Source organism: Comamonas suwonensis (assembly GCF_012844455.2).
GTDB classification, from domain to species: Bacteria; Pseudomonadota; Gammaproteobacteria; order Burkholderiales; family Burkholderiaceae_C; genus Comamonas; species Comamonas suwonensis.
Map to the genome: position 1 here is coordinate 142,894 of NZ_JABBCQ020000010.1, position 24,573 is coordinate 167,466.

25 protein-coding genes and 1 pseudogene are annotated in these 24,573 nt (G+C 56.4%); 19 read left to right on the plus strand and 7 right to left on the minus strand.

All coding sequences use genetic code 11. The features are described from left to right. Positions 1-52 precede the first annotated feature (52 nt). From HF327_RS13145 to trmB, 4 genes are all read left to right on the plus strand, one after another. The gene (locus tag HF327_RS13145; protein WP_198460603.1) at positions 53-991 is read left to right on the plus strand and encodes a LysR family transcriptional regulator; all 939 of its coding nucleotides are present in this window, start codon (positions 53-55) and stop codon (positions 989-991) included. A gap of 133 nt (positions 992-1,124) precedes the next feature. Then, on the plus strand, positions 1,125-2,237 hold the full coding sequence (locus tag HF327_RS13150; protein ID WP_198460604.1) for an NAD(P)/FAD-dependent oxidoreductase: 1,113 nt from the start codon (positions 1,125-1,127) through the stop codon (positions 2,235-2,237). A gap of 33 nt (positions 2,238-2,270) precedes the next feature. After that, a complete protein-coding gene (gluQRS, locus tag HF327_RS13155; protein WP_198460605.1) occupies positions 2,271-3,335 on the plus strand; it encodes a tRNA glutamyl-Q(34) synthetase GluQRS in 1,065 nt (354 codons plus the stop codon). Between the two features lie 29 nt (positions 3,336-3,364). Beyond that, positions 3,365-4,111: a tRNA (guanosine(46)-N7)-methyltransferase TrmB gene (gene trmB / locus HF327_RS13160; protein ID WP_198460627.1), complete on the plus strand. Its 747-nt coding sequence runs from the start codon at positions 3,365-3,367 to the stop codon at positions 4,109-4,111. 216 nt (positions 4,112-4,327) lie between these two features. Here the strand turns inward: trmB and alaS are convergent, their stop codons facing one another. Next, positions 4,328-6,952 carry an alanine--tRNA ligase gene (gene alaS, locus HF327_RS13165; RefSeq protein WP_198460606.1) on the minus strand — a complete coding sequence of 875 codons (2,625 nt, stop codon included), beginning with the start codon at positions 6,950-6,952 and terminating at the stop codon, positions 4,328-4,330. Between the two features lie 206 nt (positions 6,953-7,158). Between alaS and HF327_RS13170 the strand changes: the two genes are divergently transcribed. Beyond that, a complete protein-coding gene (locus HF327_RS13170; protein WP_236024177.1) occupies positions 7,159-7,467 on the plus strand; it encodes a hypothetical protein in 309 nt (102 codons plus the stop codon). 57 nt (positions 7,468-7,524) lie between these two features. Here HF327_RS13170 and HF327_RS13175 read toward each other — a convergent pair whose 3' ends face one another. Then, positions 7,525-7,911 (minus strand): DUF4259 domain-containing protein, encoded by a 387-nt coding sequence (locus HF327_RS13175; protein ID WP_198460607.1) that lies wholly within the window; start codon positions 7,909-7,911, stop codon positions 7,525-7,527. 99 nt (positions 7,912-8,010) lie between these two features. Next, entirely contained in the window at positions 8,011-8,484 is a 474-nt protein-coding gene (gene smpB, locus HF327_RS13180; protein ID WP_198460608.1) for an SsrA-binding protein SmpB, read from the minus strand. A gap of 159 nt (positions 8,485-8,643) precedes the next feature. On the opposite strand from smpB, the gene HF327_RS13185 reads away from it, so the two are divergent. Continuing rightward, positions 8,644-9,096, plus strand: a complete 453-nt coding sequence (locus HF327_RS13185; RefSeq protein WP_198460609.1) for a type II toxin-antitoxin system RatA family toxin — start codon at positions 8,644-8,646, stop codon at positions 9,094-9,096. Continuing rightward, on the plus strand, positions 9,089-9,442 hold the full coding sequence (locus HF327_RS13190; protein WP_198460610.1) for an RnfH family protein: 354 nt from the start codon (positions 9,089-9,091) through the stop codon (positions 9,440-9,442). Before HF327_RS13185 ends, HF327_RS13190 begins: the two co-directional genes overlap by 8 nt. 62 nt (positions 9,443-9,504) lie before the next feature. On the opposite strand, the gene HF327_RS13195 is transcribed toward HF327_RS13190, so the two are convergent. Beyond that, positions 9,505-10,023, minus strand: a complete 519-nt coding sequence (locus HF327_RS13195) for a DUF4124 domain-containing protein (RefSeq protein ID WP_198460611.1) — start codon at positions 10,021-10,023, stop codon at positions 9,505-9,507. Between the two features lie 98 nt (positions 10,024-10,121). On the opposite strand from HF327_RS13195, the gene guaB reads away from it, so the two are divergent. From guaB to HF327_RS13255, 12 genes and pseudogenes are all read left to right on the plus strand, one after another. After that, entirely contained in the window at positions 10,122-11,597 is a 1,476-nt protein-coding gene (gene guaB / locus HF327_RS13200) for an IMP dehydrogenase (RefSeq protein ID WP_198460612.1), read from the plus strand. Positions 11,598-11,665: 68 nt separating this feature from the next. Next, entirely contained in the window at positions 11,666-12,118 is a 453-nt protein-coding gene (locus HF327_RS13205) for a DIP1984 family protein (RefSeq protein ID WP_198460613.1), read from the plus strand. Between the two features lie 291 nt (positions 12,119-12,409). Further along, a complete protein-coding gene (locus HF327_RS13210; RefSeq protein ID WP_198460614.1) occupies positions 12,410-12,670 on the plus strand; it encodes a type II toxin-antitoxin system Phd/YefM family antitoxin in 261 nt (86 codons plus the stop codon). After that, positions 12,667-13,107, plus strand: coding sequence for a type II toxin-antitoxin system VapC family toxin (locus HF327_RS13215; protein ID WP_198460615.1), 441 nt, complete (start codon positions 12,667-12,669; stop codon positions 13,105-13,107). Before HF327_RS13210 ends, HF327_RS13215 begins: the two co-directional genes overlap by 4 nt. A 32-nt stretch (positions 13,108-13,139) precedes the next feature. After that, positions 13,140-14,756: a glutamine-hydrolyzing GMP synthase gene (guaA, locus tag HF327_RS13220; RefSeq protein ID WP_198460616.1), complete on the plus strand. Its 1,617-nt coding sequence runs from the start codon at positions 13,140-13,142 to the stop codon at positions 14,754-14,756. Between the two features lie 211 nt (positions 14,757-14,967). After that, entirely contained in the window at positions 14,968-15,495 is a 528-nt protein-coding gene (locus tag HF327_RS13225) for an integrase arm-type DNA-binding domain-containing protein (RefSeq protein WP_198460617.1), read from the plus strand. Between the two features lie 32 nt (positions 15,496-15,527). Next, positions 15,528-16,615, plus strand: a protein-coding gene (locus HF327_RS13230; RefSeq protein ID WP_145914892.1) for an IS3 family transposase whose coding sequence is annotated in 2 segments (ribosomal slippage) — positions 15,528-15,780 and positions 15,780-16,615 — 1,089 coding nt in all. Because the reading frame shifts where the segments join, the coding sequence is not laid out codon by codon here. Between the two features lie 36 nt (positions 16,616-16,651). Then, positions 16,652-17,488, plus strand: a pseudogene (locus HF327_RS13235) (tyrosine-type recombinase/integrase); the annotation flags it as partial. 10 nt (positions 17,489-17,498) lie between these two features. After that, positions 17,499-18,170, plus strand: a complete 672-nt coding sequence (locus HF327_RS13240; RefSeq protein ID WP_138983846.1) for a hypothetical protein — start codon at positions 17,499-17,501, stop codon at positions 18,168-18,170. Between the two features lie 179 nt (positions 18,171-18,349). Further along, positions 18,350-18,592: a helix-turn-helix transcriptional regulator gene (locus HF327_RS13245; RefSeq protein ID WP_042438310.1), complete on the plus strand. Its 243-nt coding sequence runs from the start codon at positions 18,350-18,352 to the stop codon at positions 18,590-18,592. Continuing rightward, entirely contained in the window at positions 18,589-19,674 is a 1,086-nt protein-coding gene (locus tag HF327_RS13250; RefSeq protein WP_003074898.1) for a hypothetical protein, read from the plus strand. The genes HF327_RS13245 and HF327_RS13250 overlap by 4 nt, the downstream gene beginning before the upstream one ends. Positions 19,675-20,085: 411 nt before the next feature. Beyond that, positions 20,086-21,168, plus strand: coding sequence for a hypothetical protein (locus HF327_RS13255; protein ID WP_328701821.1), 1,083 nt, complete (start codon positions 20,086-20,088; stop codon positions 21,166-21,168). Between the two features lie 647 nt (positions 21,169-21,815). Here HF327_RS13255 and chrA read toward each other — a convergent pair. The 3 genes from chrA to HF327_RS13270 all read right to left on the minus strand — a co-directional run bounded on the left by chrA (position 21,816) and on the right by HF327_RS13270 (position 24,352). Continuing rightward, on the minus strand, positions 21,816-23,045 hold the full coding sequence (chrA, locus tag HF327_RS13260) for a chromate efflux transporter (RefSeq protein WP_046462827.1): 1,230 nt from the start codon (positions 23,043-23,045) through the stop codon (positions 21,816-21,818). Then, positions 23,042-23,371: a PadR family transcriptional regulator gene (locus HF327_RS13265; protein ID WP_003052407.1), complete on the minus strand. Its 330-nt coding sequence runs from the start codon at positions 23,369-23,371 to the stop codon at positions 23,042-23,044. The genes chrA and HF327_RS13265 overlap by 4 nt, the downstream gene beginning before the upstream one ends. Before the next feature lie 339 nt (positions 23,372-23,710). Continuing rightward, on the minus strand, positions 23,711-24,352 hold the full coding sequence (locus tag HF327_RS13270) for a LysE family translocator (RefSeq protein ID WP_198460619.1): 642 nt from the start codon (positions 24,350-24,352) through the stop codon (positions 23,711-23,713). Positions 24,353-24,573: the final 221 nt, after the last annotated feature.

Sequence of the window (24,573 nt, forward strand, 5' to 3'; positions counted from 1 at the left end):
GCTGAAGCCTGTTGATGGCATCATTCAAACTCTTTGAACCCTCTACCGCCCCATGCCCAGCTCCCGCGATGTGCTCACCCCCGACAGCCTGGCCATGCTGCAGGCCATTGCTGAAACCGGCAGTTTTGCCGCTGCCGCTCGCTCTCTGGGCCTGGTGCCCAGTGCGCTGACATACCGGGTGCGGCAGATTGAAGATGCACTGGATGTGCTGCTGTTTGACCGCAGCTCGCGCCATGCACAGGCCACCGAGGCCGGTCAGACCCTCCTGCACGAGGGCGCGCGCCTGCTGCAGGAGATTGATGCCGTAGCCCACCGCGTCAAGCGCGTAGCCACTGGCTGGGAGCCACAGCTGACCCTCGTGATTGACGGAGCCGTGGCCCGCACACCCATCTTTGAGCTGGTTGAGGCCTTCTACGCCCTCAACCCGCCCACCAGCCTCAAGCTCAAAGACGGCATTCTCAACGGCACGCTGGAGGTGCTTACCAGCGGCCAGGCCGATCTGGCCATTGGCGTGGCAGTCAACACCAGCAATGTCTCCGAGTTGCAAACGCGCGAGCTGGGCGAGGTGGACTTTGTCTTTGCCATGGCCCCGCACCACCCGCTGGCCCAGTGCGATGAGCCGCTGTCTGATGAAGTGTTGCTGCAGCACCGCATGATTGCCGTGGCAGATTCTGGCGTGCGCAGCAAGACCAGCTACGGCCTTGTCAGCGGGCAGGATGTGCTGACGGTGGACAGCATGCACGCCAAGGTCGAGGCCCAGGTGCGCGGCATTGGCGCAGGTTTTTTGCCACGTGGCATGGTGCAGACCTATCTCGATGCGGGCCTGCTCATCACGCGCCAGGTGCAGCGCGCAAGCCGCAATCTGCGCCTGCATTACGCCTGGCAGGGTGCATCTCACCGCACGCCCGGCCGCGCCCTGCAATGGTGGCTGGCACAGCTGGAAAGCCCCACCACGCGCAAGGCGCTTATGGAAAACCATCACCGCCAATAAGTGCTGACTTGCTTGCAGCCCCGGCGCGCCGATGTAGAGTGAATTGCGCTGCAACAATTCAGCACAAGCAGCACTTGCTATCTTTAAAGTAGCTGCTACGCTAGAAGTCAAACGGTGTTGAAAAGGCTTTTACATGAACGCTTCCCGTACTCCTGCTTCCGCAACGGCCTCTGCTTCTTCTTCAACCACCTCCCGGCCCCGGCGCATCGCCGTCATAGGCGCGGGTATCGCCGGCCTGGCCTGCGCCCGCACGCTGCTACAGGCCGGGCACGAGGTCCATGTCTACGAACGCCTGACACAGGCCGGTGGACGCATGCGATCGGTCAGCGGTCCTTATGGCAGCTTTGACATCGGTGCCCAGTTTTTCACCGTGCGCGACCCCCGCTTTCAGAAAGTGCTGGACACCACGCCCGGCAATCTGCGCGCCTGGAGCCTGAACAACATACAGACGCGCAACGCCCACGGCCGCCGCATCGACAAACTCGCCCCCGTGCGTGAGACCCATTGGGTTGGCATACCCGACATGCAATCCCTGCCATTGGCATGGGCCACACCGCTGTGGGAAGCCGGCAAGCTGCATCTGGGTCAGTCCGTCCGGGCCATGAGCCACCATATCGCCAACGGCAAGGGCCAAAGCCACCACCAGTGGTCTTTGATGCTGGACACCGAAGACCACGGCCCGCAAATTGCCGATGGCTTTGACTGCGTGGTGCTGGCCGTGCCCGCCCCTGTGGCCTTGCAACTGCTGCAAACCGCCCCGCAAGGCGCGGCGCTGGCCAAGTCACTGGCCACCGTCGAAATGGCACCCTGCTGGGCCATGACTCTCTCCTACCCCATGGCCGCACAGGCAGGCCTGAGCACGCTGGGCCCGCAGTGGAATGCCTCGCGCAGCACGCATGAACGTATTTCATGGGTGGCCCGCGAATCCTCCAAACCCGGTCGCGCACAGACCGAGCGCTGGACAATTCACGCCAACCCGCTGTGGTCTAACGAGCACCGCCATGACGACGCCACGCGCGTGCTCTCCAAGCTGCAAAAGGCCTTTGGCGAGATCACGGGCATTCGCGTCGCTCCCCGCCATGCCAGCGTCTATCTCTGGCAGAACGCACAGACGCTGGCCCCGCTGGGTCAGTCCTTTGCCTATGACCGATCAGCAGGCCTGGCCCTGTGCGGCGACTGGTGTACAGGTGCACGGGTGGAAGACGCTTTTATCTCCGGTCTGGAAATGGCTCTGGCACTGGTTTGAGAGCCACATGAGGGGCGTAAGATTGCGTCCCTCATGACTTCGGCCATCGCTCTCACTTTTCCTTCTCACAGCGCCTCTTCTTCAGGGCACTATGTCGGCAGATTTGCGCCATCACCCACCGGCCCGCTGCATGCAGGTTCTCTGGTCGCAGCACTGGCCAGCTGGCTAGATGCCCGTGCGCACCAGGGCCAGTGGCTGATTCGCATTGAAGACATAGACCCGCCACGCTGCCAAGTTGGTGCCGATCAAGAAATTTTGCGCCAGCTGGCGGCCTGCGGCCTGCATTCCGATGCGCCCGTGGTCTGGCAGTCGCAGCGCCATGCGCTTTACGAGCAAGCACTGCAGCAGCTACAAAATTGCCAGCTGGCCTACCCCTGCGGCTGCACGCGCAAAGACATTGAAGCCGCTTGGCAAGCCCAGGGACTTACGCACGAACGCCATGTAGAGCGCCCCTACCCCGGCACCTGCCGCAGCGGCCTGCATGGTAAACCTGCGAGAGCCTGGCGCTTTGCGCTGGAGCAGCAGATTGCTGATTTACATCAATACAGCCCTCGAGCCCTTTCGAATCAAGCGCAAGCAGCTACGCAAACCATAGCAATCGGCCAACAACAACTCGAATGCAATGCACCCGTGCTTCACTGGCTTGATCGCAGGCTCGGTGCCCAGCAGCAAAATGTGCAGACCAGCGTGGGCGACTTTGTGTTGCGCCGTGCCGACGGGCTCTGGGCCTATCAACTGGCCGTGGTGGTCGATGATGCAAACCAAGGCATCACCGACGTTGTGCGCGGCGAAGACCTGGCGGATAACACGCCGCGCCAGTTGCTGCTGCAGCACGCGTTAGGCCTGCCCCAGCCGCGCTATCTGCACACGCCGCTCGTGTTTATGGAAAGCGGTGAAAAACTCTCCAAGCAACATGGTGCGCCTGCGGTCGATGTCAGCCAGCCCTTGCGCGCATTGAGCGACGCCGCCATACAGCTAGGCCTGCCACAAGCGCCCATGACCGCCCCCGTCCATGACGAAAGCCCCGCAAGCGCCTTGCCTTTGGCACTGAGCTTCTGGGTCAATTGCTGGCGTCAAACCTACAATATTGCCCCGTGACTTCATCTATTCCAACACCTACCTCCGATATGGCCGACAACGTGCCCGCCGCTGACGCTTCTGCAGCACCAGCGCCCAAAGACCAGGGCCAGGCGCCTGAAGGCGTGGCCTACCCCAAGGTCATCAAAAGCTTTGTACGCCGCGCCGGCCGCACCACCACTGGTCAAGCCAAGGCTTTTGAAGACCTGGGCCCACGCTTTTTGCTGCAATACCAGCAAGCGCCTCTGGACGCCGCAGCTGCTTACGGCCGCGATGGCAAGCTGATTCTTGAAATCGGCTTTGGCATGGGTGAAGCCACAGCCCATATCGCCCGCGTGCGCCCTGACGACAACTTCCTGTGCTGCGAAGTGCACGAACCCGGCGTGGGCGCGCTGCTCAAGCGCATTGGCGAGCAAGATATCTCGAACATCCGCATCCTGCAGCACGATGCCGTGGAAGTCATCGACAACATGCTGCCAGAAGCATCGATTGATGGCGTGCACATCTTCTTCCCCGACCCCTGGCACAAGAAGAAGCACAACAAGCGCCGCCTGATTCAGAGCCCCCTGATCGCCAAGCTGGCCGCCCGCATCAAGCCCGGTGGCTATATCCATTGCGCGACCGACTGGGAGCCCTATGCTGTGCAGATTCTGGAAGTGCTGAGCGCCGAGCCCACACTGCAGAACACGGCCGAAGCCTATACTGAAAAGCCCGACTACCGCCCGCTGACCAAGTTTGAGAACCGCGGTATTCGCCTGGGCCATGGTGTCTGGGACTTGGTGTTCAGGAAAAATTAATACCCCCTGAGGCGCGCTGCGCCTTCCCCTTTTCTCTACGCGCTTCGCGCTATGGAAGGGGGACGATGCCTTCGCCGCGAGGCGGCTCTTGCTCGGCATCTCGGATCTTGGTCAGTGCCAGCCGCAAGGATTTCGCTCCAAGCCATAAAAAACGCTCCTCAATGAGGAGCGTTTTGCTTAGGGGCAGGCAGCCTGGACTGCCTTTTGGTGCTCGCCTTACAGGCGCTCGGTCACCCAGGCTTGCACGCTGGCCAGCGCTGCGGGCACGGCCGCTGCGTCAGTACCACCAGCCATGGCCATGTCAGGCTTGCCGCCGCCCTTGCCGCCCACTTGCTGGGCCACAAAGTTCACCAGCTCGCCCGCCTTGACCTTGGCGGTTTCTGCCTTGGTCACGCCTGCGGCCAGTTGCACCTTGTCGCCATCGACGGCAGCTAGCACGATCACGGCTGCACCCAACTTGTCTTTGAGCTTGTCCATGGTGTCGCGCAAGGTCTTGGCATCGGCACCTTCCAGCTTGGCCGCCAGAACCTTCACGCCGTTGATCACTGCCGCTTGCGTCGCCAGTTCGTCGCCTTGATTGGAAGCCAGCTTGCCCTTCAAAGCAGCAATTTCTTTTTCCAGTGCCTTGATCTGATCCAGAGCGCCACCAATGCGGTTGTTCAGCTCGGCTGCAGGTGCCTTGAAGGCAGCAGCAGCTTGATCGACGGTGGATTCCAGCGACTGCAGATAGGCCAGTGCGTTGATACCGGTGATGGCTTCAATGCGGCGCACGCCTGCGGCCACGCCAGATTCGCCCACTACCTTGAACAGGCCAATGTCTCCCGTGCGGTGCACGTGGGTGCCGCCGCACAGTTCGCGGCTGGAACCAATGTCGAGCACGCGCACGGTTTCGCCGTACTTTTCGCCGAACAGCATCATGGCGCCGGTCTGCTGTGCGCTTTCGATGTCCATCACGCGGGCTTCAGTGCTGGTGTTGGCCAGAATTTCAGCGTTCACACGGGCTTCAATTTCGAGGATCTGCTCTGCGGTGACGGGGTTGTTGTGCGCAAAGTCAAAACGGGTGCGGTCGGCATTGACCAGCGAGCCCTTTTGCTGCACATGGCTGCCCAGCACTTCGCGCAGGGCTTTGTGCATGATGTGGGTGACCGAGTGATTGCGCATGACGGCAGCGCGCACGGCGGTGTCCACCTGTGCTTCAACGGCATCGCCCACCTTCAGGCTGCCAGACTCCAACTGGCCATGGTGGCCGAACACATCGGCCTTGATCTTGAGCGTGTCTTCCACCGCAAAGCGCGCATCGCCAGCCGTGATCACGCCCTGGTCACCCACCTGACCGCCGGACTCAGCGTAGAACGGAGTGGTGTCCAGCACGACGACGCCGTTTTGGCCAGCCTTCAGCTCGCTCACGCTTACACCATCTGCATACAGCGCTACGATTTTTGCAGCTTCAGCCAGCTTTTCGTAGCCGACAAAAGTATTGGCATCGCCCGTGTATTCCAGCGCGCGGTCCATCTTGAACTTGCCGGCAGCGCGGGCCGTGCTCTTCTGGTGCTCCATGGCAGCCTTGAAACCGGCCTCGTCCACGGTCACGCCGCGCTCACGCGCCACGTCGTTGGACAGGTCGAGCGGGAAGCCGTAGGTATCGTGCAGCTTGAAGGCCACATCGCCTGGCAGCACTTTGACGTCGCCGGCCAGCGCGCTGTCCAGAATTTCCATGCCGTTGGCCAGCGTCTCGAAGAAGCGCTCTTCTTCGGCCTTCAGCACGCTGGTGATGTGCGCTTCTTGCTCCTTGAGCTTGGGGTACGCATCGCCCATTTGCACGACCAGGTCTGCCACCATTTTGTGGAAAAACGGGGTCTTCTGGCCCAGCTTGTAACCGTGGCGAATCGCGCGGCGAATAATGCGGCGCTGCACATAACCACGGCCTTCGTTGGAAGGAATCACACCGTCAGCCACCAGGAAGGAGGTTGCGCGAATATGGTCAGCAATCACCTTGAGCGATGGAGTGCTCAGGTCTTCGATGTGCGTTTCGCGACCAGCAGCCTTGATCAGGGCCTGGAACAGGTCGATCTCATAGTTGCTGTGCACATGCTGCAAGATGGCAGCCAGACGCTCCAGACCCATGCCGGTGTCCACGCAAGGCGCGGGCAGCTTAACTACGGATCCGTCTTCCTTCATGTCGAACTGCATGAACACATGGTTCCAGATTTCGATGAAGCGGTCGCCGTCTTCATCCGGCGAGCCGGGAGGGCCGCCAGCAATGTGTTCGCCGTGGTCGTAGAAGATTTCCGAGCAAGGACCGCATGGACCGGTGTCAGCCATCATCCAGAAGTTATCGCTCTTGTACTTGCCGCCCTTGTTGTCGGCAATGCGGATGATGCGCTCTGCAGGCAGACCGATGACGTTCTTCCAGATGTCATAGGCTTCATCGTCTTCGTAGTAGACGGTGGCCAGCAGCTTTTCAGCAGGCAGGCCAAAGACCTTGGTCAGCAGCTCCCAGCCCCACTCGATCGACTCTTTCTTGAAGTAGTCGCCAAAGGACCAGTTGCCCAGCATTTCAAAGAAAGTGTGGTGACGCGCGGTGTAACCCACGTTCTCCAGATCGTTGTGCTTGCCGCCAGCGCGCAGGCAGGCCTGCACCGACGTGGCGCGGTTGTAGGGGCGCTTGTCCGAGCCGAGGAACACGTCCTTGAACTGCACCATGCCCGAGTTGGTGAACATCAGCGTCGGGTCATTGCCGGGAACCAGAGAGCTGGACGCGACAACGGCGTGGCCCTTGGATGCGTAAAAATCCAGGAACGTCTTGCGGATGTCCGCTACGGAAAAAGTGGGTGTACTCATGGTGTTTGGTATGAAGTCGCCAGCATGACGCCTGCGATCAGTACGGCCCGGCTTTGGATCAAAACCGTGCGCAAAGGCAAATCAGCCAAACATTATAGGTTTGCGGCTGCAGACCCGTACCGCGCTATGGCGTTGATGTCGATAGACAGATTTCATGCGCTGCATTAACCCAGGCTTCATCCACATCCGGATAATGGAGCTCCTCTATGACATCCACACCCTCCCCAGAAGGCAGCAACGCTGCCAATTCCGTGAAGAGCGCATCGAAGAAAAGTCCCATGGTTGCCCTGGTGATCGCCCTGCCGGTTGCCATCTTTGCCGTGCTGATGCTGATCGGCAAATTCATGGACGATCCGCAAGCCGAGCAGCGCTGGGTGGAAAGCGAGACCATCAAGATCTGCTGGAAGCAGATCGCCAAGCCTGAAGCCGAGCGCAAGACCCAGGAGTTTCAGTCACAGGAAGACTGCGACCGGCTGGAGCTGGCCTTCAAGCAAAAGTACAACGAAAACCCCTGAGTTGGCGTAACGGGGCTGACTCGACCAGCCCCGGCTCATTCGTCGTCTGCTCTTCGCTTATTCCTCGGTATCGCCCTCTTCTTCTGCCAGATGGGCCAGCGCCAGCATGCGATCAAAGGTTGCCACCAGCGTGGCACGGCGCTCGCGCTTGTAGTCTTCCGAAGGCTCCAGCTCGTCAATGCTGGCGTCCCAGGCCTGCAGGAAAATCTGCTTCCACTGTGCCAGCAACTGCACATCGGGCCACTGCGGCGGCATGCCTTTTTCCGCCATGGCGCACAGCAGCTCAATGCGGCAGGGCACCAGATCGGCATCCAACTCATCGGCTTCGAGCAATTCGGGCGAGTCCATGGCCTCGGCGATTTCATCGAGCAACTGGCCGGTGATGTCGCCCAGCCAGTCCAGCGCCGTGTCGTTGTCGAAGTTACCGTGTGCCCAGACCCCCATGGTGTGCCTCCTTGATAGTATTGCCCGCCAACATAGCGGGCTTCAACGTCAATTCCGTGACAAAACCGTGCCTGGGCACGCTCGGGCGCCCTTCAACGCTTAGCGATTGCGGCTTTTCAGGGCCCGCTCAACCTCGCGCTTGCCTTCTCTGTCCTTGATCACGTCACGCTTGTCGTGCTCGGCCTTGCCCTTGGCCAGGGCAATCTCGCACTTCACATAACCATTTTTCCAGTGCAGGTTGATCGGCACCAGGGTGTAGCCTTTTTGCTCCACTTTGATGGTCAAGCGCTCGATATCCGCTTTTTTCAGCAGCAGCTTTTTAATGCGAGCACTATCTGGGTTGACGTGAGTCGAAGCCGTTTTCAACGGGTTGATCTGGCAACCCAGTAGGTACATCTCTCCCTCTTTAATGAGGACATAGCCGTCGGTCAGCTGAACCTTGCCTTCGCGCAAGGCCTTCACTTCCCAACCGTGCAGGACCACTCCTGCCTCGTGGCGTTCCTCGAAGAAATAGTTGAATGCTGCTTTTTTATTGTCGGCAATGCGCGACGATGTTTCTGGTTTCTTGGCCATGGAATATTAGTTGCAGGCAGACCGGAGATGAAAGCTCTCCCTACAATACTGGATTGCCGTCTCGCCTCTGAGCGATGATTTTAGTTTCGCATGGAATCACTGAGGACATTGGCGATCGCCAATTCCCTGCTCTTGCACCATGCTGATTGTTCTTTGTTCATGAAAAACGTCAACAAGTCCGTCCTGATCTGGTACAGCCCCGAAGAAATGTTTGCCCTCGTGACGGACGTGGCCCACTATGCCGATTTTCTGCCCTGGTGCGATCATGCCAAGGTTCTGGAACAGGACTCCACAGGCATGACCGCCGAGGTCGGCATCTCGTTCAGCGGGCTACGCAAATCTTTTGTGACGCGCAACACGAACAGTACCATGGACAGCGGTGGCAAACAGGTTGCCATGCGACTGGTCAAAGGCCCATTCTCCCGCCTTGAAGGCCAGTGGCGCTTTCACCCCGTGGGCGACGGATCCCAGCGCGCCTGCAAGGTAGAGCTGCAACTGGATTACGGTTTCGACAACGCCGCAGTCGCCGCCATCATCGGCCCCGTGTTCGATCGCATCGCTGGCTCCATGGTGGACGCCTTCATCAAACGCGCCGAGCAAGTCTATGGCTGAGCTGGGCCATTTGCAGATCACCATCTGCACCTCACCCCAAGCAGGTAGCACGCATGAAGCCAGCCTGCAACTGCCTGCGGGCAGCACTGTGGCCCAAGCCTTGGCTGAAGCAGCCAGACTTCCTGAGCTGGAATTAAACCTTGAGCAACTTGCCCCTGCCATGATTGGCATCTGGGGAAAGACCGCGCGTGCCGAGCAGTTGCTGAAAAACGGCGACCGCCTTGAAATCTACCGCCCCCTGACTGTGGACCCCAAAGTGGCGCGCCGTGAGCGCTTTGCACGCCAAGGTGCACGCAGCAGCGGACTTTTCAAGCGCCAGAGGCCTGGAGCCAAGGCTGGATATTAGGTAGCAGCTACCAAAAAAGAAGCGCCTTTCACAGGTGCTTCTTACATTGCGTCTCTCAAAACTTACTGATCGCCCTCTGGCGCGGGCCCGCATTCAGAAGCGATCACAGAATCAGCACGCTTGACCTCCGCTTCACGCGATGCTTCATCCATGAAGCCCCGTTCGCCATTCGCATTGACGTTGGAAAGCATGCGCCCCGACGTCAGCGTCGCCTTGGCCTGCTTGGCACGGTTGCAGTTCTCAAGGCGTGCCTTTTCTTTTTTGACTTTTTCTGCTTGAATTTTGGCCGCTTCCTGCTCCTCTTGCTTGCGCTTTTGCTCTTCAAGGCCCTTGTCTACGCCTTTATCGGCCGCAGGCTTGGCAAACGCTGCTGGAGCAGGTACAGCGTCAGGAACCGCAGTCGCTTTAGACAAAGATGCACCACCCGGGCTGCGCAGAACATTTTTGGCAGGAATTTCGGCAGGTGGCGCCCTGTCGCTGAACACTTTACGCCCCTGCCCATCAATCCATTGCCACTGCGCCATCGCGGAAACGGAGCAGCAGCTAAGGGCAGCAAACAAAGCGAACTTGGTGATATTCATGGAGTCAATAAGTCTTGGACAGTGGTTAGGGGTTCTGGGCCACGAGCCAGCATTGTGAGGCAAGTCACAGCTACAATCTTTCTTTTGGAGCCTTCACAATGCGCCTTCTCGGAAAAGCACTGACCTTCGACGACGTTCTGCTCGTCCCAGCCTACTCCGAAGTCCTGCCCAAGGACGTTACTCTCGCCACCCAATTCACCCGCAATATTCGCCTGAACCTGCCCCTGGTGTCTGCCGCCATGGACACGGTGACGGAAGCTCGCCTGGCCATTGCCATTGCGCAAGAAGGCGGTATTGGCGTGATCCACAAGAACATGACAGCTGAGCAACAAGCCGCTGAAGTGTCCAAGGTCAAGCGCCACGAATCCGGTGTGGTGCACGACCCCGTGGTCATCACCCCCGAGCACACCGTGCTGCAAGTATTGCAGCTGTCGGAAGAACGCGGTATCTCGGGCTTTCCCGTGTGCGACGGCGGCAAAGTGGTCGGCATTGTGACCAGCCGCGACGTGCGCTTTGAAACGCGCTACGACGTCAAGGTCAGCCAGATCATGACGCCCCGCGAGAAACTGATTACCGTCAATGAAAAAGACGGTACCACGCCCGCTGAAGCCAAGGCGCTGCTGAACAAGCACAAGCTCGAACGTATTCTGGTGGTGAACGATGCCTTTGAACTCAAGGGCCTGATCACCGTCAAGGACATCAACAAGCAAACCACCTTCCCCAACGCTGCACGCGATGCCGCTGGCCGCCTGCGCGTAGCCGCTGCCGTCGGCGTGGGTGCTGGCACGGAAGAACGTGTGGACCTGCTGGTCAAAGCCGGTGTGGATGCGCTGGTGGTGGACACCGCCCACGGCCACAGCAAGGGCGTGATTGAACGCGTGCGCTGGGTCAAGCAGAACTACCCACAAGTCGACGTGATCGGCGGCAATATTGCCACCGGCGCTGCGGCTCTGGCACTGGTCGAAGCAGGCGCTGACGCTGTCAAGGTCGGCATCGGCCCTGGCTCCATCTGCACCACCCGCATCGTGGCCGGTGTGGGCGTACCCCAGATCATGGCGATCGATGGCGTGGCTCAAGCCCTGAAGGGCACCGGCGTGCCTTTGATCGGTGACGGCGGCATCCGCTTCTCTGGTGATATCTCCAAGGCTCTGGCCGCTGGCGCATCCACCATCATGATGGGCGGCATGTTTGCAGGCACCGAAGAAGCGCCCGGTGAAGTGATTCTGTACCAAGGCCGCTCGTACAAGAGCTACCGTGGCATGGGCTCCATTGGCGCCATGCAGCAAGGCTCTGCCGACCGTTACTTCCAGGAATCGTCTACCGGAAACCCTACTGCCGACAAGCTGGTTCCCGAAGGCATTGAAGGCCGCGTGCCTTACAAGGGCTCCATGGTTTCCATCGTGTACCAAATGGCCGGCGGCGTGCGCGCCTCCATGGGCTACTGCGGTTGCGCCACGATTGCCGAGATGAACGAGAAGGCCGAGTTTGTGGAGATCACCGCTGCCGGCATCCGTGAGTCTCACGTGCATGATGTGCAGATCACCAAGGAAGCGCCTAACTACCGCGCTGACTGATTGATCGATTGACAAGTCACAGCAGGGTCGGCATTGCCTACCCTGCTATTGTTTTTTCAGGGGCCCCCATGAAACTTGCCGAAGCCTTGTTGCTCAGAGCCGATCTGAATAAAAAGCTGGCCTCGCTGCGCGAGCGCATCAACCGCAACGCCATCGTGCAAGAGGGCGAAACGCCTAAAGAAAAAGTGGAAGATTTGCTGGCTGAAGCAACGTCAGCGCTTGAAGAACAGCAGAAACTGGTGCGCACCATCAATGCCGCCAACGAATCCACCCGACTGGCAGATGGCCGCCTGCTTGCCGATGTACTGGCACTGCGCGATACCTTGATTGCGCAGCATTCGCTGCTGAACGCCGCCATTGCGGCAACACACAAGGATGTGGACCGCTACAGCCAGCGCGAAATCAAATGGATTGCCCAAATCGATGTGGCCAGCTTGCAAAAGCAGGCCGATGATTTGTCGCGCAAGATTCGCGAAGTGAATGTGACCGTTCAAGCAGCCAACTGGCACATTGAGATTTAGATTGCGTTTTTGAGCGCTGCGGGCGAGTGCAAAGACCTCGGTGAGACCAGGAGGTTGAAAACAAGCTGGTCTCTCATGTAAAGCGTGGCGGGCAACGCTGGTGCTAGAACCACCTGACTATTCAGCCCCTTACTGCTTACTACATACCTGTTAGACATTACCCCGCACTACCTTGTACTGACGCAGCGCTCACCTTACCCACAGTATTTTGACCAGAATTCTTATTTCTAGTCAGAGTGCTAAAATCTGGCCTGATTCAAATATCGGCTCAGCCTCTTCAATTTCCACTCCATGCAATCTGTCGGCATCTACGAAGCGAAAACACGGTTCTCCGCCCTGATCGAAATGGTCGAGCAAGGCGAAGAAGTGCGCATCACGCGCCACGGCAAAGAAGTCGTGCGCATGCTCCCCGTACGCCGCAAGCCCGTCATTACCGATGAGCAGATTGCACGCGAGTTAGAACAAATTTCAGCTCTACAGCAGACAGTAAAAGCGCAAGCAGCTACTGATTCAATAGCGAATCTGCGCCATACAGGCCGGAGCCAGGCATGATCGCCAGCGCTTTCATCCTCGATGCCTCCGTCACCGCTGCATGGCTGCTGCCCGATGACGCAAGCGAACACACCCAGCGCCTCTACACCCGCATCCGCCGCGATGAGGTGGACCCCCACGCCCCCAATGTCTGGCAGTGGGAATGCGGCAACCTGATTGCTTCGGGCGTGAATAATGGCCGCATCCCGCAAAGCTCGGTGGAAGGCCTGTGGGGCGTGCTGGAAGCCATACGCCACCGCGTAGAGCTGCACGACCTGGCCCCCGCTCAGCACAAGGCGGTGCTGGATGTGGCGCTGGTCACGGGCCTGCCCACCTACGACGCCGCTTATCTGTGGCTGGCGCAGTCGCTGCGCCTGCCCTTAGCCACTTTCGACCCTGCCCAGATAGCTGCCGCCCGCAAAAGCGGTGTGCAGTTGCTGGCACCGGAAGATTTCTGATCCCTTTTGTCACCCTCTTGCCCTTGAACACCATGCAACACGACAAGATTCTCATTCTGGACTTCGGCTCGCAAGTCACCCAACTGATTGCCCGCCGCGTGCGCGAAGCCCATGTGTACTGCGAAGTGCACCCCTGCGATGTCAGCAGCGACTGGGTGCGCGAATTCGCCGCCGACGGCAAGCTCAAGGGCATCATCCTGTCCGGCAGCCACGCCTCCGTCTACGAAGTGGACGACCGCGCGCCAGACGCCGTGTTCGAGCTGAACCTGCCCGTGCTGGGCATTTGCTACGGCATGCAGACCATGGCCACCCAACTGGGCGGCAAGGTCGAAGGCTCCAACACCCGTGAGTTTGGCTACGCCGAAGTGCGCGCCCATGGCCACACCAAGCTGCTGGAAGGCATTGAAGACTTCGCCACGGCTGAAGGTCACGGCATGCTCAAGGTCTGGATGAGCCACGGCGACAAGGTCACCGAGCTGCCACCCGGCTTCAAGGTCATGGCCTCCACGCCATCGTGCCCCATCGCCGGCATGGCCGACGAAGCACGTCGCTACTACGCCGTGCAGTTCCACCCCGAAGTCACGCACACCGTGCAGGGCGCGGCCATGCTCAACCGCTTTGTCAAAGACATCTGCGGCACGCAAGCCGACTGGATCATGGGCGACTACATCGAAGAAGCCGTGGCCAAGATCCGCGAGCAAGTGGGTGACGAGGAAGTGATTCTGGGTCTGTCCGGTGGCGTGGATTCCTCCGTCGCTGCAGCCTTGATCCACCGCGCCATCGGCGACCAGCTGACCTGCGTATTCGTCGACCACGGCCTGCTGCGCCTGAACGAGGGCGATGCGGTCATGGACATGTTTGAAGGCAAGCTGCACGCCAAGGTCATCCGCGTCGATGCCGCCGACCTGTTCCTGGGCAAGCTGGCCGGCGTGAACGAGCCCGAAGCCAAGCGCAAGATCATCGGCGGCCTGTTTGTGGACGTGTTCAAGGCCGAAGCGTCCAAGCTCAAGGCCGCCAACGCCGGCAGCAAGGGCGCAACCTTCCTGGCCCAGGGCACGATTTACCCCGACGTGATCGAGTCCGGCGGCGCTAAATCCAAGAAGGCTGTGGTCATCAAGAGCCACCACAATGTGGGCGGTCTGCCTGAGCAACTGGGCCTGAAGCTGCTGGAACCCCTGCGCGACCTGTTCAAGGACGAGGTGCGCGAGCTGGGTGTGGCCCTGGGCCTCCCCCGTGGCATGGTTTACCGCCACCCCTTCCCCGGCCCAGGCCTGGGTGTGCGCATTCTGGGTGAAGTGAAGAAGGAATACGCCGACCTGCTGCGCCGCGCCGACGCCATCTTCATCGAAGAGCTGAACAACTGGATCGACGAAGCCACTGGCAAAAGCTGGTACGACCTGACCAGCCAGGCCTTCACGGTGTTCTTGCCCGTCAAGAGCGTGGGCGTGATGGGCGACGGCCGCACCTACGACTACGTCGTGGCCCTGCGCGCTGTGGTCACCAGCGACTTCATGACCGCCGACTGGGCCGAGCTGCCTTACGGCCTGCTCAAGAAGGTGTCCGGGCGCATCATCAACGAAGTGCGCGGCATCAACCGCGTGACCTACGATGTGAGCACCAAGCCACCAGCGACCATCGAGTGGGAATAATTTACAGTGATTCCAAGACGTCCAGCAGCGTCTTGGATTTCGCATAACTATTTGAATTTCAAAGAGTTAAGTGTTTTTCGCAATCCTATACGGTGCAACGAAAACCACATAGTTTTACGGCAAATTTGACGGTAAATCCGTGATTTCCTGAGGCGCTGCTTTTCTTTACCGACACGTGTTGTGACGGTAAAGTTTTTAAAGAAAGGCAGCCATGCTCACAGACACAGAACTGCGCAAACTGCGCCCTAAAGACAAGGCATTTAAAATTGCTGACCGAGACGGCATGTACGTCTCGGTCTCCCCTGCTGGAACCAAGTCGTTCCGATACGACTACCGTCTCAATGGCAGACGTGAAACGCTGACCATTGGCCGCTATGACGAGTCTCTCGGATCAAAGTCCTCCCGTGAGTCAAGCGAGCTTGAGTTCGGTCTATCCGTTTCCCTGGCAGAAGCACGTGCGCTACTTGCAACAGCTAGACGCAGCGTCGAAGCGGGTGAATCACCATCCAGAAGCAAAGTTGAAAAGCGACAAGAAGCAGCAGACGCGCTGACTTTCTCAAGCTGGGCTGAGCGCTATTTCGCCGACAAAGCGGACCCCAACAACAGTGCACGTTTGGCCGATTCGACCATCGCCATGCGGCGCTCTGTCTATAAACGCTATCTGGAGGGCCCTTTTGGCAAGCTGAAGCTTGACGAAATCAAGCCAGCGGGTAATCCCCCCGTAAAACCAGCGTCTTGAGAAGTAGAGACCTCGCAAGGAGAATCTCTACTATGAAGAAGTCACGTTTTACAGACAGCCAAATCATCGATGCGCTCAAGCGTGCAGAGGCTGGCTTGGCTGTGCCCGAGCTGTGCCGTGAACTTGGCATCAGTGCAGCTACGTTCTACAAGTGGCGTGCCAAGTTCGGCGGAATGGATGCCTCGTTGATGGCTCGTATGAAGGAGCTCGAAGAAGAGAACCGCCGGCTGCGCAAGATGTACATCGAAGAAAAGCTCAAGGCAGAGGTGGTGGCGGAGGCGCTTGCAAAAAAGTGGTGAAGCCATCTCGCAGACGCGAGATGGCAGAACTTGCAGTGATACGCCGAGGGATGAGCATTCGCTTGGCTTGCCAAGCGTTCCAAATTAGTCAGGCCTGCTACAGGTACAAGGCACAGCGCTGTATCGAGGACGATGAGATTGCGCAGTGGCTGCTGCGCCTGACGGATAACAACCGCAATTGGGGCTTTGGTTTGTGCTTCCTGTATTTGCGCAACGTCAGAGGCTTCAAATGGAACCACAAGCGGGTTTACCGGATTTACCGGGAGTTGGAGCTCAATTTGCGCATTCGGCCACGCAAGCGCTTGGAGCGTGCCAAACCTGAGCCACTGACAGTGCCAGCAAACCCAGATGTTGTTTGGTCAATGGACTTTATGCATGACCAGCTTGAAGATGGCCGCAGTATCCGGCTGCTCAACGTCATTGATGACTTCAACCGTGAAGCACTGGGTATTGAGGTGGACTTCTCATTGCCCGCGCAGCGTGTGATTCGGGTCTTGGAGCAAATCATGCAGTGGCGTGGCAAGCCGCAAGTGATTCGCTGTGACAACGGGCCCGAATACGTCAGCGCAACCCTGCAAAACTGGGCGAGCGCCAAAGGTATCCGTTTGGAATACATCCAGCCAGGCAAGCCTCAGCAAAATGCCTATGTGGAGCGCTTCAACAGGACCGTTCGCTATGAATGGCTGTCGCAGTACCATTGGCGCAATCTTGATGAAGTTCGAGATTACGCCACGCAATGGATGTGGCGGTACAACCATGAACGCCCAAATATGGCATTGGGCGGCATCACCCCCAAACAGCGGCTTGCCATGGCCGCATAGCTCTACTTCTCAGAGCAATGGTTTAAGGGGGGATTACCAGCGCAGTTAATGAAACACTGCGAAAGCATTCGCGAAAAAGGTGCTTCTGCACCAGCTGTTCAAGTGCGCGAGATAGTCTTGCTGGTGTACCGCTTTGCGGCGGCAAAAGATAAGTCATTTTCGGCGCCAAACCCCGCGGAAGCCATTCGCCCCAGCGATATAGCGACATTCAAAGCGAGAGATCGTGCGCTAAGCCCAAGAGAAATACGAAAATTTCTTGAAGCTTTAGATACAACAGCCACTGCCGCAACACTCCGCCTAGCTTTACGCTTCGTCATGTTGACAATGGTTCGCAAGGGCGAATTCATAAATTCCACATGGGATGAGGTTGATTTTGATAATGCGACCTGGACAATTCCCAAAGAGCGCATGAAGACCGGAAAAGCGCATGTAGTTTATTTAAGCAATCAAGCACAAGATATTCTTATTACATTCAAAACCTGCTTTTCAACATCTAACCACCTTCATCCAGGTCGTTATGATATGAATACGCCGATAAGCAATGCAACACTTAATCGTGTTATCGAAGTAGCAGTTAAATCAATAAATTCCCAAGGGGAAGAATTTGAAAATTTTACAGTTCATGATTTAAGAAGAACAGCATCATCACTACTTAATGAAGCTGGTTTCAATAGAGATTGGATTGAAAAATGTCTAGCTCATGAGGAGGGGAGCATTCGCGGAATCTACAACAAAGCTGAATATGGGGAGCAGCGACGTGTAATGCTACAGGCATGGGCCGACATGATTGATGCATGGTGTAAAGGTGAGAGTGTGCGTGAAATAGTACGCAAAGCAAAAATATTGGCTGCAAACGTTGAGCTGGAAATTTAATGGAATAAAAATGCCTAACAAAGAAAAAATATATATTTTAAAGCATACGCCTGATGGATTTCAGCTGTCGCTTGAACGTGATTCTGAGGATTTTATTTTTGAAGAGCGAAAAAGCTCGCCACCAGGATTAGATGCATTAAAAATGCCTCGCTGGGATCATTGGTATCAACGAAAACTGGCTCGGCCATGGCAAGCTACTTTGCTTGGGATGAACATTGAGCCACACCCAAGTGTGAGGAGTGTTCTAAAACAGCACGCCCCTGATCGCTATCAAATATATAAAGATAGAATGGATATTCTGACAACTCTTATGGGGTATGAAATAGGAGTTGTAGAAGATCACTTGAAATCAGGAGAAAAGGCGAATGAAAATTATATTGAACTCTCAGAGTATTGCATATATGCTGAAAAATTAAATTGGGTCGATATGCATGAGATGCGAAATGGATTGAAATTAGACACCGCCCCTCCTGTTCTTGAACCTAATGCAAAGTTTGAGAAAAATGTTCTTTATGTTCTCGACGTGATACTTGAAAATTCTGTTGGAGAGTATAGAAATTCAAAAGGAGAGCGCAGCCCTCAAGCTGTTATAGATTGGGTGAAAAAAAAGGATGCGAGTATACCTATAGGTGCTTCAACATTAGCATTGTGGTTTAAAAAGATGAATAACATAATGAACTAAAAATATAGTAATCAACTTCTTGAAAAAATAAAAAATCAACCGCAATTGCGATTATTTTTCAGCAATTGCGGTATTTTTTTTATTTCATTAAATTTCTAATTAATCCATCGCGATACAGATGGATGCAAGCAGGGACGCCTGGCCTCCATCGCAAGCTCATAGCATTGATGGAAAAAGCCATGCAGAAGTTGATTCAAGAAGCGCTTGCACAAAAGCGCGAAACCCTGCTCCGTAAGCGTGAAGTACTGCGTTTGCTGGGCATGTCTAACAGTTCTTTCTATGCCTTCATTAAGGCTGGAAAAATTCCGCCGGGGGTTCCGATTGGCCCGCGTATGAAAGGCTGGCCAGCAAGCGAGATCGACGCTTACATTCAATCTTGCATCGCAAAACGCGACAGTCAGCAAGAAGGCGGTGTGGCATGAAGCTCAAAACCCTCCCCTTTAAAAAGGAAAAAATTCTGAGTGCCTTGGCACAGGTTGTAGCAGGGCACTGTGACCTCAAATCTGGCGTGACACTGATGGTCGGGCCGATCAATGACGGACAAGCCCTTCTGTGTCAAGCAACGATGGTCAAGGCACTGGTTCACGCATCGTCGTGTTTGCCTGTTCCTACGCCTGAACGCGACAACATTTTTTTCATGGATAGCGGGCCTGCACGGCAACTCGAACAATTAAGCGCTACTCGTGCCAAACTGGGCCTCATCGCATCGGAGCTCAAGAAGTGCGAATTCTTGAAGCGTGCGACTTCTTCGGTCTTGGATTGGACCAGTCCCGCAGCCGTTTTCATCTTGCTCAATTTGAAGGCGTTGAAGTCTGGCGGCTATGTTTTTCTGACGCAGCCTTCAGGTACTGAGCCTGATTTTCGAGGCCTTCTGCAACTGAATCGGATGGCCGAAGAGCATGACACTCGCGTCATCATGTTCTGTCCAGGAGTTGTTGACAGTGATAAATACTCATCTGTCGCAAACGAAATTTTCGTGGTCACGCCACGTGATCCCAACCCTGGCTACGAGCAGGCCTTTGAAATCTCGTGTCCTCAACTGGCGAGTTCATTGAGTCCAGCCAGTGGCAAGGTGCTCTGCTGTATACGGATGGGTCATGATGGTCTTGAATCTGAAATCACCCCCTACGTTGCTGATGACCTGAGAACACGGCTGATGGCAATTCTCAAAGCCGACGATTGGAGCCTGGAGAAGATTGGCGAGATCGTCAATCTCAATAAGTCGAATGTAAGCCGCAAGCTTAGCTTTGTCTCTACTTCCGTGCCGAAGGGTTGGGATGCTCGAATGTTGGACGAATGGCTTGAAGCATGCGGCCTGGACCCCATTGAGAGCGAAGGCACTGATGACGCCGGTTCTGCGGGCGATGATCAAACTGCCGAGTCCGAGGACTATGACGACGGTGATGATCTGGACGACTTGGATTGCGTCAAACCCGTTGCACGAGCCAGCCGCAACGAGCGCAACACGCGCAACGACGCCAAACCCAAGAAGAAAAATCGTTAGTAGCTTGGTGTTGGGGCTCTGTGTGCAATCAGTGTTCCAACACATTCGACTAGCCATGTTTCTGGTAGCTCTAATAAGTATGCAATCAATAGCTGTAGCTATGTAGATATGCACGAGTACTGATCTATAGCTGTACTACTACCGGCATAGAGCTACCCACCACCACCATCACAGCAGCTCGGCAAAACGGCGCAAGCCCCACCGGGCTAGGCAAGCTGTATCCGGTGCACCAACGCTGTTCAGTGCTCATCTGCACTCAGCGCAAACAAAAACTGTAAATAACTTGAGCATCGACAGCATGGTGCTCTGTGCCTCATCACGCCCGCAAACCGCTACGGCGGGCACGCCTGCGACATAGCGCTCGAACTGGCGGAGATCAGGCCACAGCTCCATGCACCAGATGCAATCGATGTGCGTGACAGCCATCGAGTTCGTCCACCAAGTTCAAAAAGCAATGGTATGAAACTACGTCCCAAACCCCTGATGCCTGTCGTGGATCGTCTGGCATGGAAGCTGAAGTGGCGCTGCAGCAATGACCGCGAGCACCCTGACTATCAAAGCGTCCTCAGCAACGTAAAAGCAGAGATCAAAGCTGGAAATTGTGCATGGGCCTTTCTAGCAGGCCCTAAGTACTGCATCAATGTCCACGTTCTGTTTGATGGGAAAAGTAATGCCCTAATTCAGCTCGTGGCAGTTGACCCTGTACGCCAAAAATGCGGCCTACGGATTGAATGCAACCCCGCAAAAATGCAGTCTGGTGATGTTGAAAAGCTTCACGCGGTCATGCGTCGCATCATCGGTCACCGTGAGTACAACCGCTTGATGCGTGAGCCGCTGCTCCAAGTGTTTCATGTTGCTGTCGACATTCTGTACCTGGCCCTAGACAAAGTATTGGTGCAGTACAAAAACGGCCAACTTATGACGGTGTTCGGTAAGCGTGTTAACGCCAAGGGCATCATCGAAGGCTACAACTTTGGCAGCGTCGAGAGCAACTATCAAACCACTGTCTATGACAAGCACCTTGAGCGCGTACATGCAGCGGTCATGGAGATCGCAAGAACAGGCAGCACAGGCACAAACGCTGATCCGCTGACAGCCAACCGGATCAGACAGCTCAAGAAAGCCATCAACGGCTGCGAGACCACACGTGTTGAAGTGCGTGGCAAGAAGATGCTGGGGCTTCCCTTGTGGAAGCTGCCGCAGCAAACCAACCGCTTTGAGCGCTTTAGCTTCGCTGATCTATCTGCTGCTGGCTCCGAGTTGCCTCCACTCATCGAGAAAGCGTTCCAGGCAATGTGCCGTCAAGACGGCGTGAAAGCCACGCTGGCTGCGTTCAAGCACACTGAGTACGCGCGCAGCGTTCCCAAGTACTGGCGCAGTCACCAAGCTACGTGGTGGCAGCCGGCGCAGCTGTGGGAGCAGGCTTGTGCAGCGTTGCGGGAATCCAGAATTTTTCCGCCCGCTGCGTTTGAGCCTCCCCACAACCGCAAGTAGAGCCTCAGCGTTGCGCAACTGGATAGTTGCTGCTCTGAATCCTATGGCTGGATGGCATGCGCTGTCTGGCCATTTTTATTGCTGTGCAGCAGCGCTTTTGATATGCATTGCCGCGCACTATTGCCGATAGCAGAAAAACGCGGCACGAATGTTCTGGCAGCTTCTAGCGTCATTGACCTAAGCGACGAAAACTGGTTTGAGCGTTGGTCTGTCCTGTCGGTCCATGGTGGTCATCTCGCGTGCAATTAGTGACTGTTGACCGAAACCAAAAGACCCATCTGTTTTTTGACGGTCTTGTCGAAAACGAAAGCACCAATAGGTGGGTGGGTTAGCGTTGACTCGATTATTCGGTGGTCGTTTTCCCCGCTTGTTGTTAGCGGCTCCGTTAGGGGGGTGCTGTCTGTTGATGCTTCTGCGGCTGACGGCTCTAGGCTGGTTGCTGTCTTTCAGCTCAAAACGGGCAATGACTGCTGTCAACGAAAGCCGTCATTGCACTGGTTCGTCATTGCAGGTCCGCTCTACCTTTCAAAGCCGTCATTGAAAGCAGGCTTAGGCCGAGTGACTGCTTTCATAGGCGTCGAAATAGAACTGTCGACCCAGAGCCGACGTTGGCATGGCTTGTTTGGCTGTCTGCTGTGAAGAACGTTTCAGAGGCCTATCGCCATGACCCAGCCCGACAGCCCGGCCAGCAGAACCACTAATGCTGGCGGAACGCGCCCCACAGTCAGCAGCCCGAATGACAGCAATGCCAGCCCAAAATCCGACTTGCTATGGATCGCGCTCGTCCACACCGGGTCATACAGGGCGGATACCAGAATGCCTACCACCCCGGCGTTGATGCCGGCCATGGCTGTTTGAATGCCAGCGCGATGACGCAGCCCTTCCCAGAATGGCAACGCACCTATGAGCATGAAAAAAGCGGGGAGAAAGATAGTGGCCAGCAGCGCTAGACCACCAATCCAGCCATGCAGCGGGCCGTAGGCGACTGCGCCAAGGTAGGCTGAGAACGTGAACAATGGTCCTGGCACGGCCTGCGCTGCACCGTAGCCAGCCAAGAAGTCGGCATTGCTCACAATGCCGCTAGGCACCACCGCAGCTTGCAGCAGTGGCAAGACAACGTGTCCACCGCCGAAGACCAGTGCGCCGGAACGATATACCCCTTCCAGCAGAGCTATCGTGGACGAGCCCGTGACTGCTGCCCACAATGGCAATCCGACGAGCGGTGCAGCAAACAACAGCAGTGCAACAATGCCCAGCTTGCGCGAAACCGGGTAGCTATGTGCCTGGCCACCGCCAGGTTGAGCTATCTTTAATTGCCACCATCCCAGCAACCCCGCCACCGCGATGGCGGCAACCTGTCCCAGCGCCGAGGGCAAGATCATGGTCAGCAGTGCTGCCAGAATTGCGAGTGCAGCACGGGGTCGATCTGGACACAGTGACTTAGCCATACCCCATACAGCCTGCGCCACGATGGCCACGGCGACAACCTTGAGTCCATGTACCCAGCCAGACTGCGCCAGACCCTGGTATTCAGCGATGCCGAAGGCAAACAGGATCAATGCAATAGCAGACGGCAAAGTAAAGCCCGCCCAGGCTGCCAGCAATCCAGACCAGCCTGCGCGGCCTAGCCCCAGCGCCATTCCGACTTGGCTGCTGGCCGGTCCGGGTAGGAACTGGCACAGGGCTACCAGATCGGAATAGCTGCGGTCATCCAGCCAGCGGCGGCGCTCGACAAACTCCGATCGGAAATAGCCTAGGTGAGCGATGGGTCCACCAAAGGAGGTCAGGCCTAGTTTGAGAAAGGCGCCAAAGACTTCGGCAGTCGTTCCCCGCGCGGGAGTGGTTTCGTGCGACAAGGTGTTGGTGGAATCGGTCATTTGTGCATTGCCTCCCCGGTGAACTCCCGGATGCGCTCCTTGGCCAGCGCCAAGCCTTCTTTGCCCTTGCTCGTGATCGTGTAGAGCTTGCGCACCGTGCGCCCTTCGCGCTCCTGCCGCGAGACAAGGTAGCCGTCCCGCTCCATCTTGTGCAGCATCGGGTAGAGCGTTCCAGGAGACAGGCGGTAGCCGTGATGAGCTAGCTCGTCGATCATCCATTGCCCATAAATTTCCTGTTCGGCAGCATGGTGCAGCACATGCAGGCGAATAAACCCGGACAGAAGGTCGTGGTGCTCTAGTGTGTTTGGTGTTGGTTTTTTTGTCATATCGAATGTCGATATCGAGATTCGATGATAACTCTTGCATGAGCACTTAGTGTGTTTGGCCGATGTCCCTTCTTCCGATAGATCACGCGGGCTTTAAGGTCTGGCTTCTTAAGGCTGGCAGTTGGAGCTGTATCAGTTGGATGTAACTAGGACGGTACGGTAGGGTCTTCTGCCCAGGGGCCCTACTTTGAAAGACTGCTAATGGCCGAGAGCACCACTTCGTACAGGCCGCCGATAGCGGCCTGTCGAGCGATTCCTAAGCACAAGTCGAATGACTGCTGTCAGAGCGCACACTGAACTCACGCTGTCGGCCAGAAGCAGACATGCCTAATGCGTCCACTAGCTCTCTGAGACGTTGCTTGGATTGAAGGCTAGAGTGACCCCTAAGCCGATAAAGATGCTTCCAGATACCCAAGGTAACCAGCGCTGGATACGAGGGGAGCGATTCAAGTATTGCCCTAGACTGCCTGCACACCAAGCCACAGGTGCATATGCAGCAAAAGCTATCACTGCAAATAGCACGCCCAACATTAAGATTTGAAGCGTTGGATGCCCCAACTCTGCCTTGACGAACTGCGGCAGGAATGCAATAAAAAATAAAGCAGTTTTGGGATTTATTACGCTGGCTACGATGCTTTGGCGGAGTACCTGTCCCCAGTGGTTTGTTTGTGAAGTGCCTGGTTGGCCCAGGCTCTGAGTGCCGCGATGAACAATGCTTGCTATCCCCAGATAAACCAAATATGCCGCCCCAGCCAATCGCAAGATATCAAGCATCATTGGATGTGCTGCAAGGAATGCGGCAAGACCTAGTGCAACAAGTAGCGTCTGAATTAAGTCCCCTATCAGATAGCCAATAGTTGTTACAAACGCCATTTTTTTTCCCATGTTTACGCCACGGCTGACGATGGCCAACATATCTGGTCCAGGCACAACAAGAAGCAAGAGTGAGGCTGTAAAAAAGAGAGCGTAACTTTCCAACATGCAGAAATCTCAAATGCAAAGCTGGAGCCTACCAAATCGGTGCTTAAGCCTTGTCCTTGGTGCTGAGAAACACGTTTTTATCTAACTGGCATGTCTGCTATGGGTCGATAACGCCCCTTCATATCAGATGAGAGCGGACCTTGAGCTCCATCTTGGCTGCTTGCCCTCACTGTCAGCTACACACCAGAAACCAGCCAGTGAGGATTAGCTGACGATGTACT